The sequence below is a fragment of the Nitrospira sp. genome (assembly GCA_015709715.1).
Lineage (GTDB): Bacteria > Nitrospirota > Nitrospiria > Nitrospirales > Nitrospiraceae > Nitrospira_A.
On record CP054184.1, the window covers coordinates 990,742 to 1,009,490 of the forward strand.

An 18,749-nucleotide genomic window follows, 5' to 3' on the forward strand; every position below is an offset into this window, starting at 1 on the left:
TTACAGGGCGCTTTCTCCTGTTTCGCCGGTCCGAATCCGAACGGCCGACGTCAGGTCGCGCACGAAAATTTTGCCATCCCCGATGCTGCCGGTCTTTGCCGCCCGGGTGATCGTTTCCAGGACACGCTGAACCTGCCCGTCGTTGACCGCCACTTCGATTTTCACTTTCGGCACGAATTCGATGGTGTACTCTTGGCCGCGGTAGGTTTCCTTATGCCCCTTCTGACGGCCGAATCCCTTGACCTCCGTGACGGTCATACCCTGGATGCCGATCTCCAATAGGGCATCCTTCACCTCGTCAAGCTTGAAGGGTTTGACGATGGCTTCGATTAGTTTCATCCTTGCCTCCTAGGCTCGCCGCCCGCACGCAGCCGATGGCGTGGTTCACGAATAGGCCCGTTCGTTATGCTGACTCAAATCGAGGCCGGTGGCTTCTTCCTCCGAGGACACTCGGAGCCCCGTCAGAGAATCGACCAGTTTGAGGATGGCGAAGGTGCCGATGACCGTGAAGGCCGCCGTAACCAACGCGACAAGGAGTTGGACGCCCAGGAAACCGGGATTCCCGAACAACAACCCGTCGGCTCCGCTTGGGTTGACGGCCTTATCCGCAAAAAGCCCGGTGGCCACGATCCCGATCACCCCCCCGACCCCGTGGATCCCCACGACGTCAAGCGAGTCATCATAGCCGAATCGCCCCTTCCAAACAATCGCGCCATAACAGGCCAGGCCGGCGACCGCACCGATCAGAATGCCGAACAAGGGGCTGATGTAGCCGGCTGCCGCCGTCACCGTCGCCAGCCCTGCCACGGCGCCGCTCGCGACGCCCAACACGGTCGGCTTCCCACGGTGAGCCCACTCGGCTCCGCACCAAGCCATCGCCCCGGTGGCCGCGGCCACATGGGTGGCGATAATAGCCGACACCGCCACGCTATTGGCCCCCAACGCGCTTCCACCATTGAAACCGAACCAGCCGAACCAGAGGAACCCTGTCCCAAGCAGCGTCATCGGCAAATTGTGCGGTGCCATGTAGTCGGTACCGTATCCCCGCCGCTGCCCCAGCACGAGGGCACAGACCAGTGCCGCAGCTCCGGAGCTGATGTGAATCACCGCGCCCCCGGCAAAATCCAACGCACCCAGCTTAGCCAGCCAACCGCCGCCCCATATCCAATGGGCCAGCGGCACGTAGACCAGCAGGGACCACAGGGCCGCAAACAGCACCACTGAGGTGAAGCGCTTACGCTCCGCGAAGGCGCCGGTAATCAAGGCGGGTGAGATGGCCGCGAACATCAATTGAAACAACATAAAGGCCTGGTGCGGAATAGTTGGGGCATAAACCGGATGCGGTTCGGCCCCGACGCCCCTGAGCCCGATCCAGTCCAACCCGCCGATCATACCGCCCTGATCGGGACCGAAGGCCAGACTGTACCCCACCAAGATCCAGAGGACACTCACGACGCTGAGAATGATCATGCTCTGCATGATCGTCCCCAGGACGTTCTTGCTCCTGACCAACCCCCCGTAAAACAGCGCCAAGCCCGGCACGAGCATCGCCAGCACGAACGCCGAGGATATCAACACCCACGCCGTATCTCCCGTATCGACCTTGAGCGGTGCACTCTGTGCATAGGCCTGCGCCGCCCCGAAGGCCGAGCCCATCAAGAGTCCCACTGTCACGCCCGCGACCACCGTTCCCCGTTGCGCCGGTACGTTCACTCTGTTCCTCCTTCAGCGACACCGTTGACCGACAGGCCTCCCCCTTCAGCAGACGAAGGAGGAGGCGGCGGCAAGACTCTAGAACGTCTTCGTAAATTTCAACTTATAGAAATCTTGATTGTCTGTCAGGTCTTTTCCGGCCGTGAACCGGAAGGCCATGCCGCCCGGCAGTTTCATCTCCACATAGGGACCGATCCAGCGGTAGTAGTCTTGAGCGGCACCGGGTGCGCTGCTGTCGCGAGTGGTCAGCAAATGTTCGTAATGCACGCCGCCGGACCACAGGCTGTTCAGCCTGACTCCACCGCTCACCCAGTAGTGCAGGAAGTCCCAGGTGCCCCGACCACCGGCTTGGCTGGCCCCCAAGCAGTTGGTATCGACCAGGCCCGAACAGCCGACCGCGCCGCCGCCTCCGCTGCCCCCCTCGCTCCGAATGGCTTTGTAGTAGCCTAGGTAGAACTCGCCCTCGAACCGGTTGTCGATATAATTCGCGATGATGTTGGGCACGAATCCTTCGAAGGCCGTCGTGCGCTCATTGACGCTGCCGCCGCCGTTCGGGAAGAAGCCGCCGCGCGAGGAAAGCAGGCTGCCATGCACGAAGCCGATCATCGGCGTTACGGACAATCGCTTCTCCAGAAAGGTGAGATTCAGCCCCATATCGGTTTCGAGCCATGGGGCATTGTCATGGACGCCCACGCCGTTGATCATCGTCCAATAGGTGAAATTGAACGCCAACGCAATGTCGTCGGTGAGCCCGTACGTCCCATAAATGGATGGATTGAACCCGAAGAAACTGTCGGCCTGCATCGCCATGGTGACGGATACGGGATGTTTGGTCGTATCCATCAGGTCGTCCGTCGTCCCGGCCCGCGATTCACCCACCGCGCCGCCCCATCCGCTTACCATCACCGCCAGCCCCACTACCCACACCCGTACCCGTTGCCCGACCATCATATCCATGGCGCCTCCAAGAGATTGCGTAAAGGTGACTCCGCTCGAGGCTTTCGTCCCGACGGATCTGCCTGCCCTGTCTCTCTGGCGCCATTGCCAGCCCTGATGACCGACGCCGTTGTCGGCCGTTGCCCATTCGACTATCGATACCCATTCGTAATTGGCATACGCCGATCCTTCCCAAACGCCCGATAGGTAATCTTGATACCCAACGGGGCTTGGCGTCGCTTGTATTCGCTCCGATCGACCATCGCGATCACTCGCGCGACCGTCGCTTGATCGAACCCCATCGCCACGATGTCCTCCGGGCCACGATCTTCCTCCACGTAAGCCTTCAGAATGGGATCCAGCACTGCGTAAGGCGGGAGGCTGTCTTCATCCTTTTGATCCGGGCGCAATTCCGCCGTGGGCGCCCGTTCCAGAATGCGTTTCGGAATCACCGGGATCGCTCCCTGCGCGTTCCGTCGGTGCGACAGCTCGTAGACCATGGTCTTCGGCACATCCTTGATCACCGCAAACCCGCCGGCCATGTCGCCATACAGCGTCGCATACCCAACGCTCATCTCGCTCTTGTTGCCGGTCGTCAGGACCAAGTGGCCGAACTTGTTGGAATAGGCCATGAGAAGGTTGCCCCGGATGCGGGCCTGCAAATTCTCCTCCGTCGCGTCTGGCCGATGGCCCTTGAAGGACTTGGCTAACGTGCGCAGATAACTCTTGAAGGTCGAGGTAATCGAGAGAGTGTCGACTTGGATATGGAGACGCCGGCCCAGGTCGGCCACATCCTCCCGACTGGCCCGCGAGGTATAGGGCGACGGCATAAACACGCCCAACACGTTGTCCGCCCCGAGAGCATCCACGGCGATGGCCGCCGTCAGCGCGGAATCCACTCCGCCGCTCAAACCGATGACGACTCGCTTGAACCCATTCTTGCGCACATAATCCTGCACGCCCAAGACCAGCGCACGGTAGGCTTCATCCACGCGGTCCAGGTGAGACTCCAAGGCCGGAACGATGATGGAACGCGATTTCCTGGCCGGCAGTCGCAACTCGATGCGATCGATCAACGATGCCACGCGAGGCGGCAGGCTCCGTTTGCGACCGGCCGCTAAGCGAGCACGCCCCACGGCGGCGACATCCAAGTCCGCGATGAGCAGATCCTCCTGAAAGGCCTTCCCTCGGGCCAGGATGGCGCCACTGTGGTCCACAATCAAGCTTCCCCCGTCGAAGACCAACTCATCCTGTCCGCCGACCGTATTGGTATAGGTCACGATCACGCGATTGTCCCGCGCTCGCGTGGCCAACATCTGTTCCCGAATCACCCCCTTGCCCATATGAAAGGGCGAGGCATTGATGTTGATGATGACCTCGGCACCGGCCGCCGCCTGCAGCCTCGTCGGGCCCTCCGGAAACCAGATGTCTTCGCAGATGTTCACGCCGATCGTCGTGCCGTTCAGCACCAACAAGGGGAGTCGTTGCCCCGGACGAAAATAGCGACTTTCGTCGAACACGCCGTAATTGGGCAGGTGCCGCTTGCCGTAGCTCGCGGCGATCCGGCGCTCGCAGAGGACGGCGGCGGCATTGTACAAATCATGGCGCCCGGTGGTTTGCAGCGAGGTTGGATGCTCTCCACCCGAGGCCGTAACCGTTTCCCGGCCTACGTATCCGACGATCACCGCCACCCCTCTGGCTTCGGCGGCAACAGCTTGCAAAGCCCGCGCGGTGTCATCGATAAAGCGCGGCTTGAAGAGCAGGTCTTCAGGAGGATAGCCGGTGATGGCGAGTTCAGGAAATGCCACGAGGTCGGCCTGCGCTTGGCGGGCTTGGCGAATCCAGGTCACGATGCGGCGAACATTCCCCGAGAGGTCTCCGACCGTCGGATTCATTTGAGCCATGGCAATTCTACAAACGCGCATCGAGACTCCCACCACTGCGTATACCAACCATCCTACTGGTCCTAGCGAGCAAAAAAAAACGCCCTCAGACCCATCACCTTGGATCGGAGGACGTCGTTGTCCGTTCGATGACTAGTCGGAGACTCCATTGTCCCCGAAAAACGACCGCATGTATACCACTGGCCCGAACCAGCTGTCAATCAGATCCTCTCCCCGGCAGATCCTTTCTCTGGCGCCCGACGCAACTGCCGTTCGATGCAGGGCTATGGTAGAATCCCGCTCTCATGTGGCCGAAGTTCACATTGCCCATAGTTCTCACCTCTCTGGTCATCAGCGCCTGCAGCGCTCTATCAACCATGCCCCCTATCGGACAGGGTCCGCTGGGAACTGTGGCGCTGGAACGCGTGTCTATCCGAGGCACGACTGCCAGGTATAGCACCCCCCAAGCTTTTCACGCGTCCCATCCGGCCACCATTTCACCTTCCGTTACAGCCCGGCTGTTGACAGGCCTGACGATTTCAGGTCTTGACGGGCCACATCGAACTACGGGACCAGACACCTTTCCCTTATTCTCGCAAGAGGAAGTGGAGTTCCTCGCCCCGCTCGTCTCGGCCGCTTTTCATCAGGCACAGCCCGATCAGCGCATCACCTTTATGGTGAAAGACGATGGGATGACAACACAAGGCTATCTCTTCGCATATCACACGACGATCCAAGTCGCTCTTGTCCACTACCGAACCGCCCCCACAGCGAACAGCCGCTCTCGGCAGCCAACCCTCTCGTTCACTCCAGGCGAGGCGCTCGTCCGGCTCGATCCTCCAGAACCTTGGATGGTGACTGAACCGGAATGGCCTCGTGTGGCGATCGCGGTCGAGGCCTTACATCGGCGTGCCCCGTCTCCCGCGCCTATGACGGAGCCGACACCGGCGAAAATCTCGCATGAAGGGGAGCAACAACGCCTTCAACAGGAACTACAGGCGACCAAGGACTTGGTCGTCAAACAGGCGGAGGAGTTACAACAGTTGAAAGAGGAGCTCGACACTTTACGTCGGCAGAGATCTGAAAAGCCTTCTGCCCCACCCAAGACCACACCAAAAGCAGGGCAACGCAAGCCAGCAGCTACACCGACACCTTGACCCACCGGTAAGGATGAGATTGGAGCGTATGAGCCCGCGGATCAGGAACCCGTTCGCTTTTTATCCGCTCGCTCTTCGATTTCTCCTGCCAAGAGAATGGCCTCGGCAATTTCCCGCATCGATTTACGAAGGTCCATACTCTGCCGCTGAATCAATTTGAATGCCTCGTCTTCCGAGAGCCGCTTGGACCGCATCAGATAACCCTTAGCGCGGTCCAGGAGTTTGCGCACCTGCAGTGCCTCCTGCATCTCAAACGACTTCTCCAGCAGCGTCGTGTGTTCAATGGAGATGGCGGCTTGATTGGCAATCGCCTGCATCAATTTCACATCCTCCGTGGTGAACGTGCGAGGTTTGGAGGTGTAGGTATTGATGACTCCGATCGCCTTTTCACGGACCAGCATCGGGACGCACAACAAGGAACAGAGCCCTTCTTTGGCCGCCATGTCAGGATAGACATACGTACTTTCCGTGGTGACATCCGGCACGATGATTGGCCGACGCTCCTGGACTGCGCGTCCGCTGATGCTCTGACCGATCTTCACATTGGGCTTACGTCGATATTGTTCACTCAGACTTTGTGTCGCTGCAATGCGCAGTTCGCCTGTCGCCTGATCGAGGAGAATGATGGAGCAGATTTTGGACCCCATCATTTGGGCGGTCATCGTCACGATCAGCTGCAACACGTCTTCGATCAGCCGGTTGGAAGAAACCGTTTCCGATACCTGTGACAAGGTCTCGAGTTGAAGCGCTTTGCGAGTCATTTGATCGTACAGCCGGGCGTTCTCGATGGCCCCTCCGACCTGGGTCGCAATCGTGGACAACAACGCCAATTCGTCGGGACGGTATCGTCGCGGTCGTTTGTGCTGAGCATTGATGACTCCGACGACTTCCTGCTTGGTCGTGATGGGAACGGAGACGAACGCCTGATACCGGTCTTCCGGCAGGTTATGGAAAAACTTGAATCGGGGGTCGTCGCTGGCGCTATTCGGGATAACGACTCGCGTTCTTTCGCGGGCTACCCAGCCGGTAATTCCTTCTCCCCATCCGATCGTAATGCGGCCGATCAACTTGGGATGGGGATTCTTTGAAGCTCGTAGAATGAGTTCATCGCGGTTGTCAGATAGTAAGTAGAGCAGACAGGCATCAGCCTTAGTCACCTCCACTACCATATCGACGATGTGACGCAGGACGGCTTCCAGATCGAGCGTATTGCTGATCGACTCGCTGATGCGATGCAAGACATCGACTTCTCGCGTTTTCTCGCGAAGGGCTTGCTCCAATTGAGATACCGTCCGTTTCGCCGTCATGAAGGCTCCTACCGGCCTGGCCCTTGAAGTTGATTCGCCAACTTTCTCCGCTGTGGCGCTCGCTTCCCGTCGAACCAGGCACGCACGCGCTGCTTCTCTAGCGGCACGACTTGTACCGTTCCGATTTGCGTCGGCACCACGCAATAGACCGTTCCGGACGAGACCTTCTTATCTTGCCGCATGGCCGTCCATAATGCACCGAACGTCATCGGCGGCATCTGAACCGGCAACCCCGCCTTGGCGACGAGGGCCTGCAAGCGAGTGACTACTTCTTCGCTGCAGTAACCGAGATGCCTGGCCAAATCTGCCTCGCAGACCATTCCAATCGCCACCGCTTCCCCGTGGATCAGTCCACGATACCCGCCGATGGCTTCCAACGCATGCCCGATCGTATGTCCAAAGTTCAGGATCCTTCGTCGATCGGCTTCACGCTCGTCGGCTGCCACGACCTCTGCCTTAATTTCGCAGGAGCGTTTCACGATCCGCGTTATCGCCTGCTCGTCGAGTGCAAGAATCGCTTCCATGTTGTGTTCAAGATACCGAAAGAAAGGCTCATCGGCGATCACTCCATACTTAATCACCTCGGCTAAGCCGGCAATCTTTTCCCGGATCGGCAAGGTCTCCAGCGTGACAGGATCAATCAGCACGGCACGAGGCTGGTTGAATGCACCGATCAAATTCTTGCCCTTGGCGTGATCCACTCCGGTCTTCCCTCCGACACTTGAATCGACTTGGGCCACCAGGCTGGTGGGCACCTGGACAAAGGGGATTCCGCGTTGGTAGATCGCCGCAGAAAATCCGGTTATATCTCCGATGACGCCGCCACCCAGCGCCAGTAATGTCGAAGCACGTTCGAACTTTTCAGCAACGAGCACATCCATGATCGTGGCAATCGTACGAAGCGTCTTCGTTCGCTCCCCTGGAGGCAAGACGATCGGAATAACGTGATACCCGGCTGCCTTCAATACCCGGCGAGCCAGTTGCAGGTAGTGCTTCGCGAGATTTCGATCGGTCACAATGCCGATCTTCCCGCTGCAGCCAACTCGTTGGAGTTCCGTCCCGAGGGCGCGAAGCAGATAACGCTGGATGATGATCGGATAACTCCGTTCGCCTAATTCGACAGGGATGGTTTCCTGCGGCACCTCACGCACACGTGTTCTCATATACAGCTCTCCAAGAACCTCCACATCTCTTGCCGCGGCGAGGCACCTGAGAGCCGACCGGACGGACAGCCCCCTCACGGCGCTTTCGTAGCGACTCCGGCACCGGCCTTCGACCCATCAGCAACACGCCAGGCTTAGACTGTCCGTAAAGCAGCTACGGGAAGGAGCGATAAGATGACACCGTCGAGAGGAGGGTTTCAGCGGGCTTCGCCCCCACCACCATGCCATGGCATGACCAATGGGAGCGATTATTAGCGTGTGGTGCAAGAACCTGTCAAGTTGCCGATCGCACGATTGTCGGCGTCAGGAAGATCAGCAGCTCTTGCTTGGAGACGTTTTCGGTCTTGTTCTTGAACAGCCACCCTAGGACCGGAATCCGCGAGAGGTATGGAATACCGGCTACATTGTTGGATTGGGTGTCTACGAAGACGCCGCCGATTACCATGGTTTCACCGTCACGCACGAGCACCTGCGTCGTGGCTTCCCGGCGGTCGATGCTCGGACCGGCCGGATTGCTCCGGGCGCCAACCGCATTCCTCGTCGCACGCACCTTCATTAAGATCTGCTTGCCGATCTCCTTCGGGTCACGCGAGGTGATTTGCGGGGTTACATTCAACTCAAGGTTGGCGTCCACGAAGGTGGTCTGAGTACCTTGCAGAGAGGTCGTTTGAAATGGGATCGATTCGCCTTGCGCAATCTTGGCGTCACGCTTATCCAATGTCGTGATCTTGGGCGCTGCAATCACCTTCGTCAACCCGAGCAACTCGCCGGCAGACAGCCGCACGTCCAACATGGCCCCGTCGGTTTTGCCGATTGAAAAACCCGCTCCGGGCACGGATGGCAGCCCTGGGTTAGCCGGAAGATTGATGAGGAAATCGGATACCTGCGCTCCAAACGATCCTGTCGTGCCGGTTTTGAAAGCCGACGTTCCACTCGCACTTCCCAACTGGTTGACGTTCTGAATCCCCCACTGCACACCCAGCGAGCGGGTGTAGGTGGTATCGGCCTGAACGATTCGAGCTTCGATTTGAACCTGCGGGACCTCAAGGTCTACACCGTCCAACAGCTGCCGCAACACATCCAGCTTCGTTTCCGTATCACTGATGATCAAGGCATTGCTCGCTTGACTCACCGTCATTGTTCCGCGGGGGCTCAAATTCTGACGGAGCGAGGTCAATACTTCCTGTGCATTCAAGTTGCGAACATAGAAAACACGCGTGACAATTGGCTCTGCCTTTGCCTTTGAATCTTTAGCCCGCGCCTCTTCATCTTGCTGTTTGGCGATGTTCTGCAACGTATCAACCCAGACGATGTTTCCCTGACGAATCATGCCCAGCGCGTTCATCTTCAGCAACATGTCTAGCGCCTGATCCCAGGGCACACTGGCCAGCTTCATGGTCACTTTGCTCTTGACCCCTTCACCGACAACGATGTTGAAGCCGCTGACCTCGGCGATCAGACGCAATACATTGCTGATATCAGCCTGTTGAAAATCGAGCGAAATACGTCGGCCGACAAACCGTGATGAGCCACCGACGACTTCAGTGTCAGGTTTGGGTTCATCCTTCTGAAACGACTCCGTCGTTAATTGCACCGGCCTGACCAACGTCAGTGCTTTGGAAGCCTTCCGAGTCAGTAATGCCCGGCGGGGAGTGGATTGCACCGTTTCATCCTCTCCTTGCCTCGGTTGCAGCCAGATGACCACCCCACGGTCTCCAGATTCAATGGTGTGCTCAACGGCTTGCGTCAAATCGAAGGCGAGTCGAATCTTCTCAGGGTAATATCCGAAACGAACACGTTCGAGTAAGGAATGCCCCACGGGTAGCACAGACTGTCGGTTATCGGAATGGATGTGCGGGATATCAAGAGCCATTCGATTCGGCCCAATCATCTTCACTACAGGCGACAATCGCCCGTTGCCGGTAACTATCACTGCCACGCGATCACCCTCCGGCTTTGTCTCGACCTTCGTCAGAATAGTCGCGTGGGGAGTACCAGCCGGCTGCTCCGCCACTCGCCCCTGAGCATCGGAACGACTATCCGACAACATCTCGCTCGGACTAGCTTGCTCAGGCATCCCTTGAGACTGCTCGACCGAGGCCGCCTGAACATATCCAGTCAACCCCAACACTCCAGCCATGACGGTCGCACTCACCAGCGGGTGAACACCGATCTGTGTCTGTTTCATTCTGTGCCCTCTTTCGGATGCAGAAGCTTCACATATTCCCGCTCCTGCTTGTTCCCATACACATCCATGAACCGTTCTTGCACTATGATGCCCCGCTCAGTGATCGAACTGACGACGCCGTTGTTTGGACCAATACGTGTCCCTCTCCGAATGCTATAACCTTTCCCGTCAGGAGTCTGAACCATGGCCGTATAGCCATAGTTTCCCCAGATCACGGCGATGAGGCTGAGTTCCGTAAGCCCGACCCGCTGCAACGGAGGGAGGGTAGCATCCGCCTCCGTTTGCTGCCCAAGTTGATAAAGCGGCAAAAAGGGATCGCGACGACCGGAAGGATCGTACGATGCACCGAGGAACTCCGAAGCGAGGGAATTTTCCGATTCGTGTATTGCCGACTCAAGCTTCGAGATGCTCCCTTCTCCCGGCGAGATCGTCTTTCGCTCTTGAGGCAAGGGGGCAACCTTGAGAGTATCAGCAGGCCGCAGTGAGGCAATTTGCCGGAGATGAGGCAGGCTCTTTGACTCGGCCGGCTGAACGACAACCCCGCCGATCAACAACGCCATAGCACAGACGACCGCCGTCTTCATCATTCGGCGGCGCCTCACTGACATGCTGTCGATTCGATTCATCAGATTGCGCATGGTTCAGTCCTCGTTGTCACTTGGTCTTCCCGGGAACCGGTACCGAAGTCATCTTCTTCTCCTGCGGAGCGGCATAGGCCACCAGATCGAACACCGTCTGCGTCACGACGCGCCCCTGATCGACCCGCGGGGTCCCGATCCGAACATCCTGGACTGTGACAATCCGTGACAGCTTGCTGATCCGATCGAAGAAAATCGCGGCAGTGTGATACCCTCCCGCCACTTCCACATTGACCGGCATTCGCACGAAGAGCTTGGATGGATCTTCTGCCTGCATACCCGGCTTCCACAAGCGCACATCCAACCCAAGCCGAAGGCCAAGATCTGAGACTTGCTTCAACAGCATCACTGCTTCTTCTTCCGGCGGCAAGCGCTCCTTCTTGGCAGCCAATTCGATTTCCAATTGTTTGTTTGCTGCCATCAATTCGTCCAAGTGCTTGACCTTGATAGTGAGGTTCTGAATCTCCGTATCAAGCTGCGCGACCTGACGCTGGACCGTTGCCAACTCGGCTGATTTCGGATCAACCACGTAGAAGTAGAATCCGACCAGAATTGCCGCCACGAGCAATCCGAGCAACGCGACCTTTTGGCCCATCGGAATGCTGCGTAGCCCTTCGAGACTGATCGCATTCAGACTCATATTACCCCTTCATCGAGAGATCAAGCTTGAACTGATACGTATTCACCTTATTGTCTTGCCCAGCTCGACTTTCCATCAGTTTGATCGTGTCAAACTGATCGGTCCGCCGCAGATTATTGACGAACTCCACGACATCGTCGTTCGTCATCGCTCGTCCCTCTAGTTCGACGCTATTGCCCTTGAGGTTCAATCGAACCAACCATACTTTAAGCGGATTCAGGCTTTGGCTCACATGATCCAGCACCTTAACCGGACCTGTTCGGCTTTTTTCCAACTGATCGATAATCCGATTCTTATCTTCCAACTGTTTTTTTCGTTGTTCGAAATCCTGAACCGCCTTCACCTGTTCCTTAAGTTGCGCCACCTGCCGATCTTTGCCTTGCTTCTCCGTCTGCTTGGCAAGAATCTCTTCCTCGAGTGATGCGGCATACCACCAACACCCCACCAGTGTGACCGCCAAGACCAGAATGCCGATCAGCGCTTCAACACGAACATCCCATTGAGGCTTGGCTTTTCTCGCCCGCGGCCCGGTCGCAAGGAGATTGATTCTGATCATCGATCACCTACCGTTCGAAGCGCGAGTCCAACCCCGACCGCCGCGATCGGCCCCATTTCCGCCAGAAAGTCCTGATCCACCTGGCACTGGGAGATATCCACCTCACTGAATGGGTTGGCGATCTCCACCTCGACATGCATGCGGTCACGAAGCTGTTGACTCAAGCCCTTAATCTTCGCGCCTCCGCCGCACAGAAGAACGCGGGTAATCTCACCATCTGAGGAGGTCGTCTTGAAATAGTCGATCGTGCGCGCAATCTCAGAGGCTACCTCCGCATTGACACTTTCCATGACCGCCGACAATGGGTCCCCGCTCTCCGGCTCTCCCCGCTTCAATTGTTCGGCCTCTTCAAAGGACACACCCAACTCTCGCTGCACCGCCTCGGAATATCGATTGCCCCCTAATGGGATATCGCGAGTGAAGAGCGACACGCCCCCTTTCACAATGTTGACGTTCATGACGCTTGCCCCGATGTTCACCAATGTCGCGATGTCCTCATCCGATCCAGGAGCTGTTGCGCCGTACATATTCTCGATCGCAAAGGCGTCTACGTCCATCACCACGGGAAGCAATCCCGCGGCCTTGACCAGTTCCGTCAACTCGTTGATCTTGTCCTTCTTGGCCGCCACCAGCACAATAGACATTTCACCCTGCTCTTCGGGATTTTCAGAGGGTGGCAGAACGTAGAAATCGAGGTTCACCTCGTTGATGTCGAAGGGAATATACTGCTCTGCCGCCAACCGTACCTGACTATCGAGTTCTTCGTCAGGCATTGGCGGCAGACTGATCTTCTTGATAATGACTGCATGGCCAGAGATGGAGATCGCAACCTGTTTCAGTTTGATATTATTCTCGGTCAGCAACTCTTTGATGGCGGTCACCACCCGCCCTTCATCCATGACCGTACCGTCAACGATGACTTCCGGCTCAAGCTCTTTGACCGCAAACTTTTGCAATGTGTATCGCCCCCGATGTTCTTTCATTTGAACCAGTTTGATGCTGCTCGACCCGATATCGAGGCCCAAGAGTTGCCGTTGTGAGGAAAACACGGACAGAAGGTCAAGGTCCGCAAAATGTTTCAATGAAGCCAGCATGCTCGTCTCCTCTACGCGACCTCAGCTCTCCCTTGCATGACCTGCTTGATCTGCTCGACGTTTTCCGCGGTGTAGAGCCGCCAGTTCCGCCAATCCCGAGGCGGCCCGGAGATGAGCCCCTCCCGCTCCCAGCGAAATAACGTGGCGCGCGAGATATCGAACATCTCGCAGACCTCGTTTGTCTTGTACAACTTCCGTTTCGGCATTTCGCTGATTTTCTTCACTCCGTGCCTCAAATGCCGCCATTCATCGCGCCAAATTTGCACACACAGGTAAGTATAGTTGGTATAGTCCGACTGTCAAGAAAGCGGACTGCGGGGAGGGGATGCAAACGAGGTGCGAAACGGCGCGTGGAGTCTAGGTTTTCTTGATATCTCGGTGAGCCACGGAGACCTCGTATCCCAGCGTGGAGAGCTTCTCCTGCAGGCGCATCGCCATGGTTACGGACCGATGACGTCCGCCGGTGCAACCGATGCCGATACTGAGATAACTTCGTTGATCCCGCTCGAACAGAGGGATCAAAAAGACGAGCAATCCTTGCAGGTGCTCCAAGAACCGAGAGGCCGTGGGATCTGCACACACATACTGTTGAACTCGCGGATCTTCTCCGGTGAGTGGTTTGAGGTCCGGGATAAAAAACGGATTGCGAATGAACCGCACGTCAAAGAGCAGATCAATGTCGTACGGAACTCCAAACTTGTACCCGAAGGTCACCAATGAGATGGTCATGCGACGGGTAGCAGAATCTTGGCGGAACTGTCTCGCCAGAAGTTCGCGCAACTCATGAACCGTAATGTCAGAGGTATCGATCACCCGGTCGGCATGCCCGCGTAATCCGCTGAGCCGTTCACGCTCGAACCGGACGCCTTCCAGGACAGGCATGTGGGGCAGTAACGGATGCGGTCGTCGGCTTTCCGAAAACCGGCGGACTAACACTTCCTCTCGCGCCTCGAGAAACACAAGTTGGAGCGCATGCCCTTGCGTTTTAAGTTCCTCCAGCACCTTGGCTAAATCGCCGAAGAACACTCGTTCACGGATATCGATGCCGAGAGCCACATTTTTGATTTCGCCTTCTTGTTGATCACACAATTCGACGAACGTCGGCAACAAGGCCGGTGGAAGATTATCAACGCAAAAGTACCCTGCATCCTCGAAGGCTTTTAGAGCATGGCTCTTCCCGGATCCGGAAAGGCCACTGATGATGACCAGGTTAAGTGCGGCCATGAGAAGCGCGTGGACGCTCTCGCGAAGGATCAATAAGGGATACCGTGCCGTCCGGTAGTCGCTGCAAAACCTGTATGTCGCCGGAAGCGGCATTCTCAAACATCAGCACCCCAGTTGAAGTTGATGCGAGAGACTCCAGTGCCTCGGCGAACGTGAGAATCTCTAGGGCCGGACGGACTACACGCACATCCTTCTGCTCAACGAGTGGGATCGATGACGCCACGACACTCGCGCGCAAGCGATTGCCGAATTTGTGGTTGGCCCGTCGTTCCTTCATTTTCCGTAGTTGGGCGCCGAGCTTATCCATCACCTGATCGATAGAGGCGTACATCTCTTGGGTCGCGGACTTGGCTTGTAATCGTCGCCCCTGGACCACCCCCACCGCCTCGGCCACATGGTGGAGTTTTTCCACATGCAGCAAAATCTGCAACGTTCCCAGCTTCACGCCGTAACGCTCCAGCCGTTCCATGCGGCTTTCGACGTATTGCCGCAAGGCAGGAGTGATTGCCACATGGCGTCCCGTAATCATCAATCGCATGTCATCCTCGTGTCTCGGCTCCGTTCATATCATGACTGCTCAAAGTCACGACGTTGATGACTCTATCGTGCACCCTGAGGGCCCTAAAAGAATCGCTTGCGCTGTGTGGCCGAAGGAATATTGTCCTCGGCTCGATACTTCGCCACTGTGCGGCGGGCGATCAGGACATGTTGCGTGCGAAGTCTCGCGGCAATCTCTTCGTCCTTCAATGGCTTGCGGGCGTCTTCCTCCGCGACCATTTTTCGGATCATTTCTCGCACCGTCACAGACGACAGCATATCCGACGGCTGATCAACGCGCTGTAGTCCGGCATTGAAGAAAAATTTCAACTCCAGCATGCCCTGCGGACAATACATATACTTATTGGCGGTGACTCGACTGATGGTGGATTCGTGCATGCCGATATCTTCCGCCACCTGCTTGAGGACCAGCGGCTTCAAATGCTGTATGCCGTGCTCGAAGAATCCTTCCTGGAATTTGACGATGCTCGACACCACCTTCACGATCGTCTTATTCCGCTGTTCGATGCTCCGAATCACCCATTGAGCTGCACGTAACTTGTCGTCCAAATAGGCTTTCGTTTCGGCCGCTCCCGACTGACCCGAAGCCATCATTTGTTTGTAATAGGGACTGATTCGCATCCTCGGCAGTCCATCGTCGTTGAGCAGCACTTGCCACTCTCCTTCATTCTTGACGACAAAGACGTCCGGAACGATCGCATAGTTCTGAGTATTGGAGAAGGGGCGTCCCGGCTTCGGCTCCAACCCCTCGATAAGGCGCGTGGCCTGGAAGACCTCTTCCATCGAGATATTCAGGGCTTTGGCGATCCGGCTATACTGTTTCTTCTCCAAGTCCTTCAGATGGTTTAGGACGATCGCCTCAAGCACTGCCCCCTTGAGCCCGCCAGGGCGGGCACCAAGGGAATTCATATGGCTCCGTCCGAGAAAACCAAGTTGCAGGAGCAGGCATTCCGAAAGATCGCGAGCCGCCACGCCGGTAGGATCGAAGCCTTGAACGTCTTTCAAAACAGATTCCGCCTCGGCAAGGGTGTAATCCGTTCCTGAGACCAGCTCCTCCAGGGTCATCCGAAGGTACCCGTCATCGTCCAAATTCCCGATAATCAGACGGCCGATTGCCTTTTCCCGATCGGTGAGCCCGGATAAGGACAATTGCCAGACGAGGTGGTCCTCCAAGGAAGCCGACTTGGCGACCGTTTGTTCATACGAAGGGAATTCGTCCTTCGAAGAGGTGCTATACTCCGCTTCTCCGCGGCGCAGGTCGGTATCGAAATAGTCCTCCCAGCTAGAAGCCGAAAACTCCTCGACATTTTCTCCAGTCTCGGCCGGTTTGTCGTCTGGTTCACCGCCCGAATCCCCCGACGTGGTACCCGCGATTTCTTGTGCGTCCCGGTCGGGAGACGCGGCCTCCTCAGACTCCTCCATTTCAGTGATCACTTCATCCAGCAATGGGTTCTCCATCAGGTGCTGTTGCAAACTCTGCTGAAGCTCCATCCGAGACAATTGCAGCAGCTTGATCGCCTGCTGCAATTGCGGCGTCATGATGAGTTTTTGGCTGAGTTTCAGGTCCAGTCGCAGCTTCATCGGATACTCACTTCCTGCCCCATTACAAGCGGAACCCCTCGCCAAGGTAGACCGCTCGGGCCATCTCGCTCTTCTCGATCACGCTCGGAGGGCCAGCCTCCAAGATCGAGCCCTCGTTGATAATATAGGCGCGATCCGTGATGGACAGCGTTTCTCGCACGTTGTGATCCGTGATGAGCACCCCGATGTTCCGCTGTTTGAGGCGAATAATGATCTGCTGAATATCGGCCACCGCAATGGGATCGATCCCGGCAAAGGGTTCGTCCAGCAGCATGAAGGAGGGGTTGGTGGCCAAGGCGCGTGTGATCTCCAGCCGACGTCGCTCTCCACCGGACAATGCGTAAGCCTTGCTTTTACGAATGTGCACCAGATCAAGCTCCTTCAGCAACGCCTCCACTCGCCCCGCCCGCTCCATTTTCGAGAAACCTAGCATCTCCAAAATCGCAAGAATATTGTGCTCAACAGAGAGTCGGCGAAAAACCGATGATTCTTGCGGCAAATATCCGATTCCTCGCCGCGCACGCTGATACATGGGCAATTCGGTGATAGTCTCACCGCTCAGCGTGATTTGTCCTTCATCGGGCTGACACAATCCGACCATCATGTCGAAAATGGTCGTTTTACCGGCTCCGTTCGGGCCCAGCAACCCGACAACTTCACCCGCCCGCACATCCAGGGAAACCCCTTTGACCACTTTGCGATTGCGAAAACTCTTCACCAACCCGGCCGCCGCCAGACATTCCTTGGCCCCCGATGGAGCACTACAGGTCGAAGCCTGTGACGACACATCCGGCGAGAGTAATGTCATCGTTTTCCACCGCCTTCGCCCTCGATCGTCACCTGCGAATTTCCCTCGACCAGACTGCGATCTTCGTCAAGATACATCGTGATGCGCTTGCCGGACACACGCGTCCCCTTTTGCCAGGCCACAGGATCACCCGTCAGAACGATCTTCTTTTCGTCCTCGTAATATACGGCAGTCTGACAGGTCGCATGGCCGTCTTCCTTTTCGATTTTCACACGGCCGGTCGCCTCCACCATCCGAATGCTGCGATCGGAAACTGACGGGGCGGCATCCCGACCTTGCCCCGGTCCAGCAGTGCCCCCAGAGTTCTTCTTCGAGACTTTCTTAGAATCGCCAGACTTATCGCCGGAAGGCCCGTCGTGACTGGCATAAAACGATACCACCATATGGTCTGAATATACTACCAACGGCCCTCGGGTTAACACGACCGAACCGTCGAAGATAGCCTTATTCTCGTGATTGCTGACGGTCATTGTCTGAGACGTGATGGTTGTAGGAACCTTGTCCGTATCCGCGGGTTTTTTCTTTTCTGTTTCCGCCGCAAGCCCTGCAACATCACCCATCGACCATCCGAGATTAAGAAGGAGGCACAACATCCACCCGCACGTCGTCCAAAACCTGAAACTCCTCCTTGTCCATTTTTCCGAGCAATCCTTTCCCGGTAACCTGTAACCCGTGTCCATGAATCGTGACATGGTCCGTTGTGTGAATTTCATGCCGTTCGTCCGTCCAGGCAAGGTGATTGGTCTGAATCGTATAACCGCTTTGGGTTTCGACGACTATTGGGAGTAGTCGATTAGAAAGCTGAAAGTTCTTGGTTTGCGTATCGAGCGTGCCCTCATCACCCGACAGCGTCAGTTCTTTGCCTTGTGCACCATAAAGCGTAATCTGCACATTGTTGAGCAAGGCGCGATTCTCCTTTTCAAACAAACGCGCCTGTTCTGCCTGCACCTTCCATTGGACGATGTCGCCCTTGGTCTGCGTAAACGTGAAGTCCTGAATTCTTGCATCCGCCGCCTCAGCCCCCACCTCAGCGATGGAACGGGATGAAGAGCCAGGATTGGATCGTGTGAGCAGGAGATAGCCGAGGAAAGCAGCGAAGATCAGACTGAGAGTGAGAAGACTTCGTCGAATCCACCGTTCCCACATGACCACAGTTTGCCAATTTTCGAAGATGCTTCAATGGTATCCGATGGCATGATAGTAGCATCCCATCCAAACCAAGTAAACCGACTGGAAAAGAAATGAGTGAAGTGCAGGGCAGAGATCACAGGGAGGAAGATGCAAGGAAGGCCACGAAAATGCC

19 protein-coding genes are annotated in these 18,749 nt (G+C 56.7%); 1 reads left to right on the forward strand and 18 read right to left on the reverse strand.

Going from position 1 to position 18,749, the window contains the following annotated elements:
* The 4 genes from HRU82_04560 to HRU82_04575 form a co-directional block, all read right to left on the reverse strand.
* Window positions 1–339 carry a P-II family nitrogen regulator gene (locus HRU82_04560; protein ID QOJ34266.1) on the reverse strand — a complete coding sequence of 113 codons (339 nt, stop codon included), beginning with the start codon at window positions 337–339 and terminating at the stop codon, window positions 1–3.
* A 45-nt stretch (window positions 340–384) separates the two neighbouring features.
* Window positions 385–1,656, reverse strand: coding sequence for an ammonium transporter (locus HRU82_04565; GenBank protein QOJ37108.1), 1,272 nt, complete (start codon window positions 1,654–1,656; stop codon window positions 385–387).
* Window positions 1,657–1,791: 135 nt separating this feature from the next.
* Window positions 1,792–2,670 carry a hypothetical protein gene (locus tag HRU82_04570; GenBank protein QOJ34267.1) on the reverse strand — a complete coding sequence of 293 codons (879 nt, stop codon included), beginning with the start codon at window positions 2,668–2,670 and terminating at the stop codon, window positions 1,792–1,794.
* 131 nt (window positions 2,671–2,801) lie between these two features.
* Window positions 2,802–4,574: an NAD+ synthase gene (locus HRU82_04575; GenBank protein QOJ34268.1), complete on the reverse strand. Its 1,773-nt coding sequence runs from the start codon at window positions 4,572–4,574 to the stop codon at window positions 2,802–2,804.
* Between the two features lie 479 nt (window positions 4,575–5,053).
* Here HRU82_04575 and HRU82_04580 point away from each other — a divergent pair, with 479 nt between their 5' ends.
* The gene (locus HRU82_04580; protein ID QOJ34269.1) at window positions 5,054–5,689 is read left to right on the forward strand and encodes a hypothetical protein; all 636 of its coding nucleotides are present in this window, start codon (window positions 5,054–5,056) and stop codon (window positions 5,687–5,689) included.
* A 41-nt stretch (window positions 5,690–5,730) separates the two neighbouring features.
* Here the strand turns inward: HRU82_04580 and HRU82_04585 are convergent, their stop codons facing one another.
* From HRU82_04585 to lptC, 14 genes are all read right to left on the reverse strand, one after another.
* The gene (locus HRU82_04585) at window positions 5,731–6,996 is read right to left on the reverse strand and encodes a GAF and ANTAR domain-containing protein (protein ID QOJ34270.1); all 1,266 of its coding nucleotides are present in this window, start codon (window positions 6,994–6,996) and stop codon (window positions 5,731–5,733) included.
* A gap of 8 nt (window positions 6,997–7,004) precedes the next feature.
* Complete coding sequence (locus tag HRU82_04590) at window positions 7,005–8,159, reverse strand: 3-dehydroquinate synthase (protein ID QOJ34271.1); 1,155 nt, start codon at window positions 8,157–8,159, stop codon at window positions 7,005–7,007.
* A gap of 274 nt (window positions 8,160–8,433) precedes the next feature.
* Window positions 8,434–10,347: a type IV pilus secretin PilQ gene (pilQ, locus tag HRU82_04595; GenBank protein QOJ34272.1), complete on the reverse strand. Its 1,914-nt coding sequence runs from the start codon at window positions 10,345–10,347 to the stop codon at window positions 8,434–8,436.
* Window positions 10,344–10,934, reverse strand: coding sequence for a pilus assembly protein PilP (locus tag HRU82_04600; protein QOJ34273.1), 591 nt, complete (start codon window positions 10,932–10,934; stop codon window positions 10,344–10,346). Before HRU82_04600 ends, pilQ begins: the two co-directional genes overlap by 4 nt.
* Before the next feature lie 67 nt (window positions 10,935–11,001).
* The gene (gene pilO, locus HRU82_04605; protein ID QOJ34274.1) at window positions 11,002–11,625 is read right to left on the reverse strand and encodes a type 4a pilus biogenesis protein PilO; all 624 of its coding nucleotides are present in this window, start codon (window positions 11,623–11,625) and stop codon (window positions 11,002–11,004) included.
* Window position 11,626: 1 nt separating this feature from the next.
* Window positions 11,627–12,181 carry a PilN domain-containing protein gene (locus HRU82_04610; GenBank protein ID QOJ34275.1) on the reverse strand — a complete coding sequence of 185 codons (555 nt, stop codon included), beginning with the start codon at window positions 12,179–12,181 and terminating at the stop codon, window positions 11,627–11,629.
* Window positions 12,178–13,275 carry a type IV pilus assembly protein PilM gene (gene pilM / locus HRU82_04615; GenBank protein QOJ34276.1) on the reverse strand — a complete coding sequence of 366 codons (1,098 nt, stop codon included), beginning with the start codon at window positions 13,273–13,275 and terminating at the stop codon, window positions 12,178–12,180. The genes HRU82_04610 and pilM overlap by 4 nt, the downstream gene beginning before the upstream one ends.
* Before the next feature lie 11 nt (window positions 13,276–13,286).
* Complete coding sequence (locus HRU82_04620; GenBank protein ID QOJ34277.1) at window positions 13,287–13,481, reverse strand: MerR family transcriptional regulator; 195 nt, start codon at window positions 13,479–13,481, stop codon at window positions 13,287–13,289.
* Window positions 13,482–13,632: 151 nt separating this feature from the next.
* Entirely contained in the window at window positions 13,633–14,499 is an 867-nt protein-coding gene (gene rapZ / locus HRU82_04625) for an RNase adapter RapZ (protein QOJ34278.1), read from the reverse strand.
* Complete coding sequence (gene raiA / locus HRU82_04630) at window positions 14,486–15,037, reverse strand: ribosome-associated translation inhibitor RaiA (protein QOJ34279.1); 552 nt, start codon at window positions 15,035–15,037, stop codon at window positions 14,486–14,488. Before raiA ends, rapZ begins: the two co-directional genes overlap by 14 nt.
* Window positions 15,038–15,120: 83 nt before the next feature.
* Window positions 15,121–16,638, reverse strand: a complete 1,518-nt coding sequence (gene rpoN, locus HRU82_04635; protein QOJ34280.1) for an RNA polymerase factor sigma-54 — start codon at window positions 16,636–16,638, stop codon at window positions 15,121–15,123.
* 22 nt (window positions 16,639–16,660) lie between these two features.
* Window positions 16,661–17,374, reverse strand: coding sequence for an LPS export ABC transporter ATP-binding protein (lptB, locus tag HRU82_04640; GenBank protein ID QOJ37109.1), 714 nt, complete (start codon window positions 17,372–17,374; stop codon window positions 16,661–16,663).
* A 68-nt stretch (window positions 17,375–17,442) separates the two neighbouring features.
* The gene (locus HRU82_04645) at window positions 17,443–18,006 is read right to left on the reverse strand and encodes a hypothetical protein (GenBank protein ID QOJ34281.1); all 564 of its coding nucleotides are present in this window, start codon (window positions 18,004–18,006) and stop codon (window positions 17,443–17,445) included.
* A gap of 13 nt (window positions 18,007–18,019) precedes the next feature.
* Window positions 18,020–18,592 (reverse strand): LPS export ABC transporter periplasmic protein LptC, encoded by a 573-nt coding sequence (gene lptC, locus HRU82_04650; protein QOJ34282.1) that lies wholly within the window; start codon window positions 18,590–18,592, stop codon window positions 18,020–18,022.
* Window positions 18,593–18,749 lie beyond the last annotated feature (157 nt).

Coding starts and splice junctions, on each gene's coding strand:
- HRU82_04645 (QOJ34281.1), bottom strand. CDS start 18,006: ATGGGTGATGTTGCAGGGCTTGCGGCGGAAACAGAAAAGAAAAAACCC.
- raiA (QOJ34279.1), bottom strand. CDS start 15,037: ATGCGATTGATGATTACGGGACGCCATGTGGCAATCACTCCTGCCTTG.
- HRU82_04575 (QOJ34268.1), bottom strand. CDS start 4,574: ATGCGCGTTTGTAGAATTGCCATGGCTCAAATGAATCCGACGGTCGGA.
- HRU82_04585 (QOJ34270.1), bottom strand. CDS start 6,996: ATGACGGCGAAACGGACGGTATCTCAATTGGAGCAAGCCCTTCGCGAG.
- rapZ (QOJ34278.1), bottom strand. CDS start 14,499: ATGGCCGCACTTAACCTGGTCATCATCAGTGGCCTTTCCGGATCCGGG.
- pilO (QOJ34274.1), bottom strand. CDS start 11,625: ATGAGTCTGAATGCGATCAGTCTCGAAGGGCTACGCAGCATTCCGATG.
- rpoN (QOJ34280.1), bottom strand. CDS start 16,638: ATGAAGCTGCGACTGGACCTGAAACTCAGCCAAAAACTCATCATGACG.
- HRU82_04565 (QOJ37108.1), bottom strand. CDS start 1,656: ATGGGCTCGGCCTTCGGGGCGGCGCAGGCCTATGCACAGAGTGCACCG.
- HRU82_04610 (QOJ34275.1), bottom strand. CDS start 12,181: ATGATCAGAATCAATCTCCTTGCGACCGGGCCGCGGGCGAGAAAAGCC.
- HRU82_04600 (QOJ34273.1), bottom strand. CDS start 10,934: ATGATGAAGACGGCGGTCGTCTGTGCTATGGCGTTGTTGATCGGCGGG.
- HRU82_04620 (QOJ34277.1), bottom strand. CDS start 13,481: ATGCCGAAACGGAAGTTGTACAAGACAAACGAGGTCTGCGAGATGTTC.
- HRU82_04560 (QOJ34266.1), bottom strand. CDS start 339: ATGAAACTAATCGAAGCCATCGTCAAACCCTTCAAGCTTGACGAGGTG.
- HRU82_04590 (QOJ34271.1), bottom strand. CDS start 8,159: ATGAGAACACGTGTGCGTGAGGTGCCGCAGGAAACCATCCCTGTCGAA.
- pilM (QOJ34276.1), bottom strand. CDS start 13,275: ATGCTGGCTTCATTGAAACATTTTGCGGACCTTGACCTTCTGTCCGTG.
- pilQ (QOJ34272.1), bottom strand. CDS start 10,347: ATGAAACAGACACAGATCGGTGTTCACCCGCTGGTGAGTGCGACCGTC.
- lptC (QOJ34282.1), bottom strand. CDS start 18,592: ATGTGGGAACGGTGGATTCGACGAAGTCTTCTCACTCTCAGTCTGATC.
- HRU82_04570 (QOJ34267.1), bottom strand. CDS start 2,670: ATGGATATGATGGTCGGGCAACGGGTACGGGTGTGGGTAGTGGGGCTG.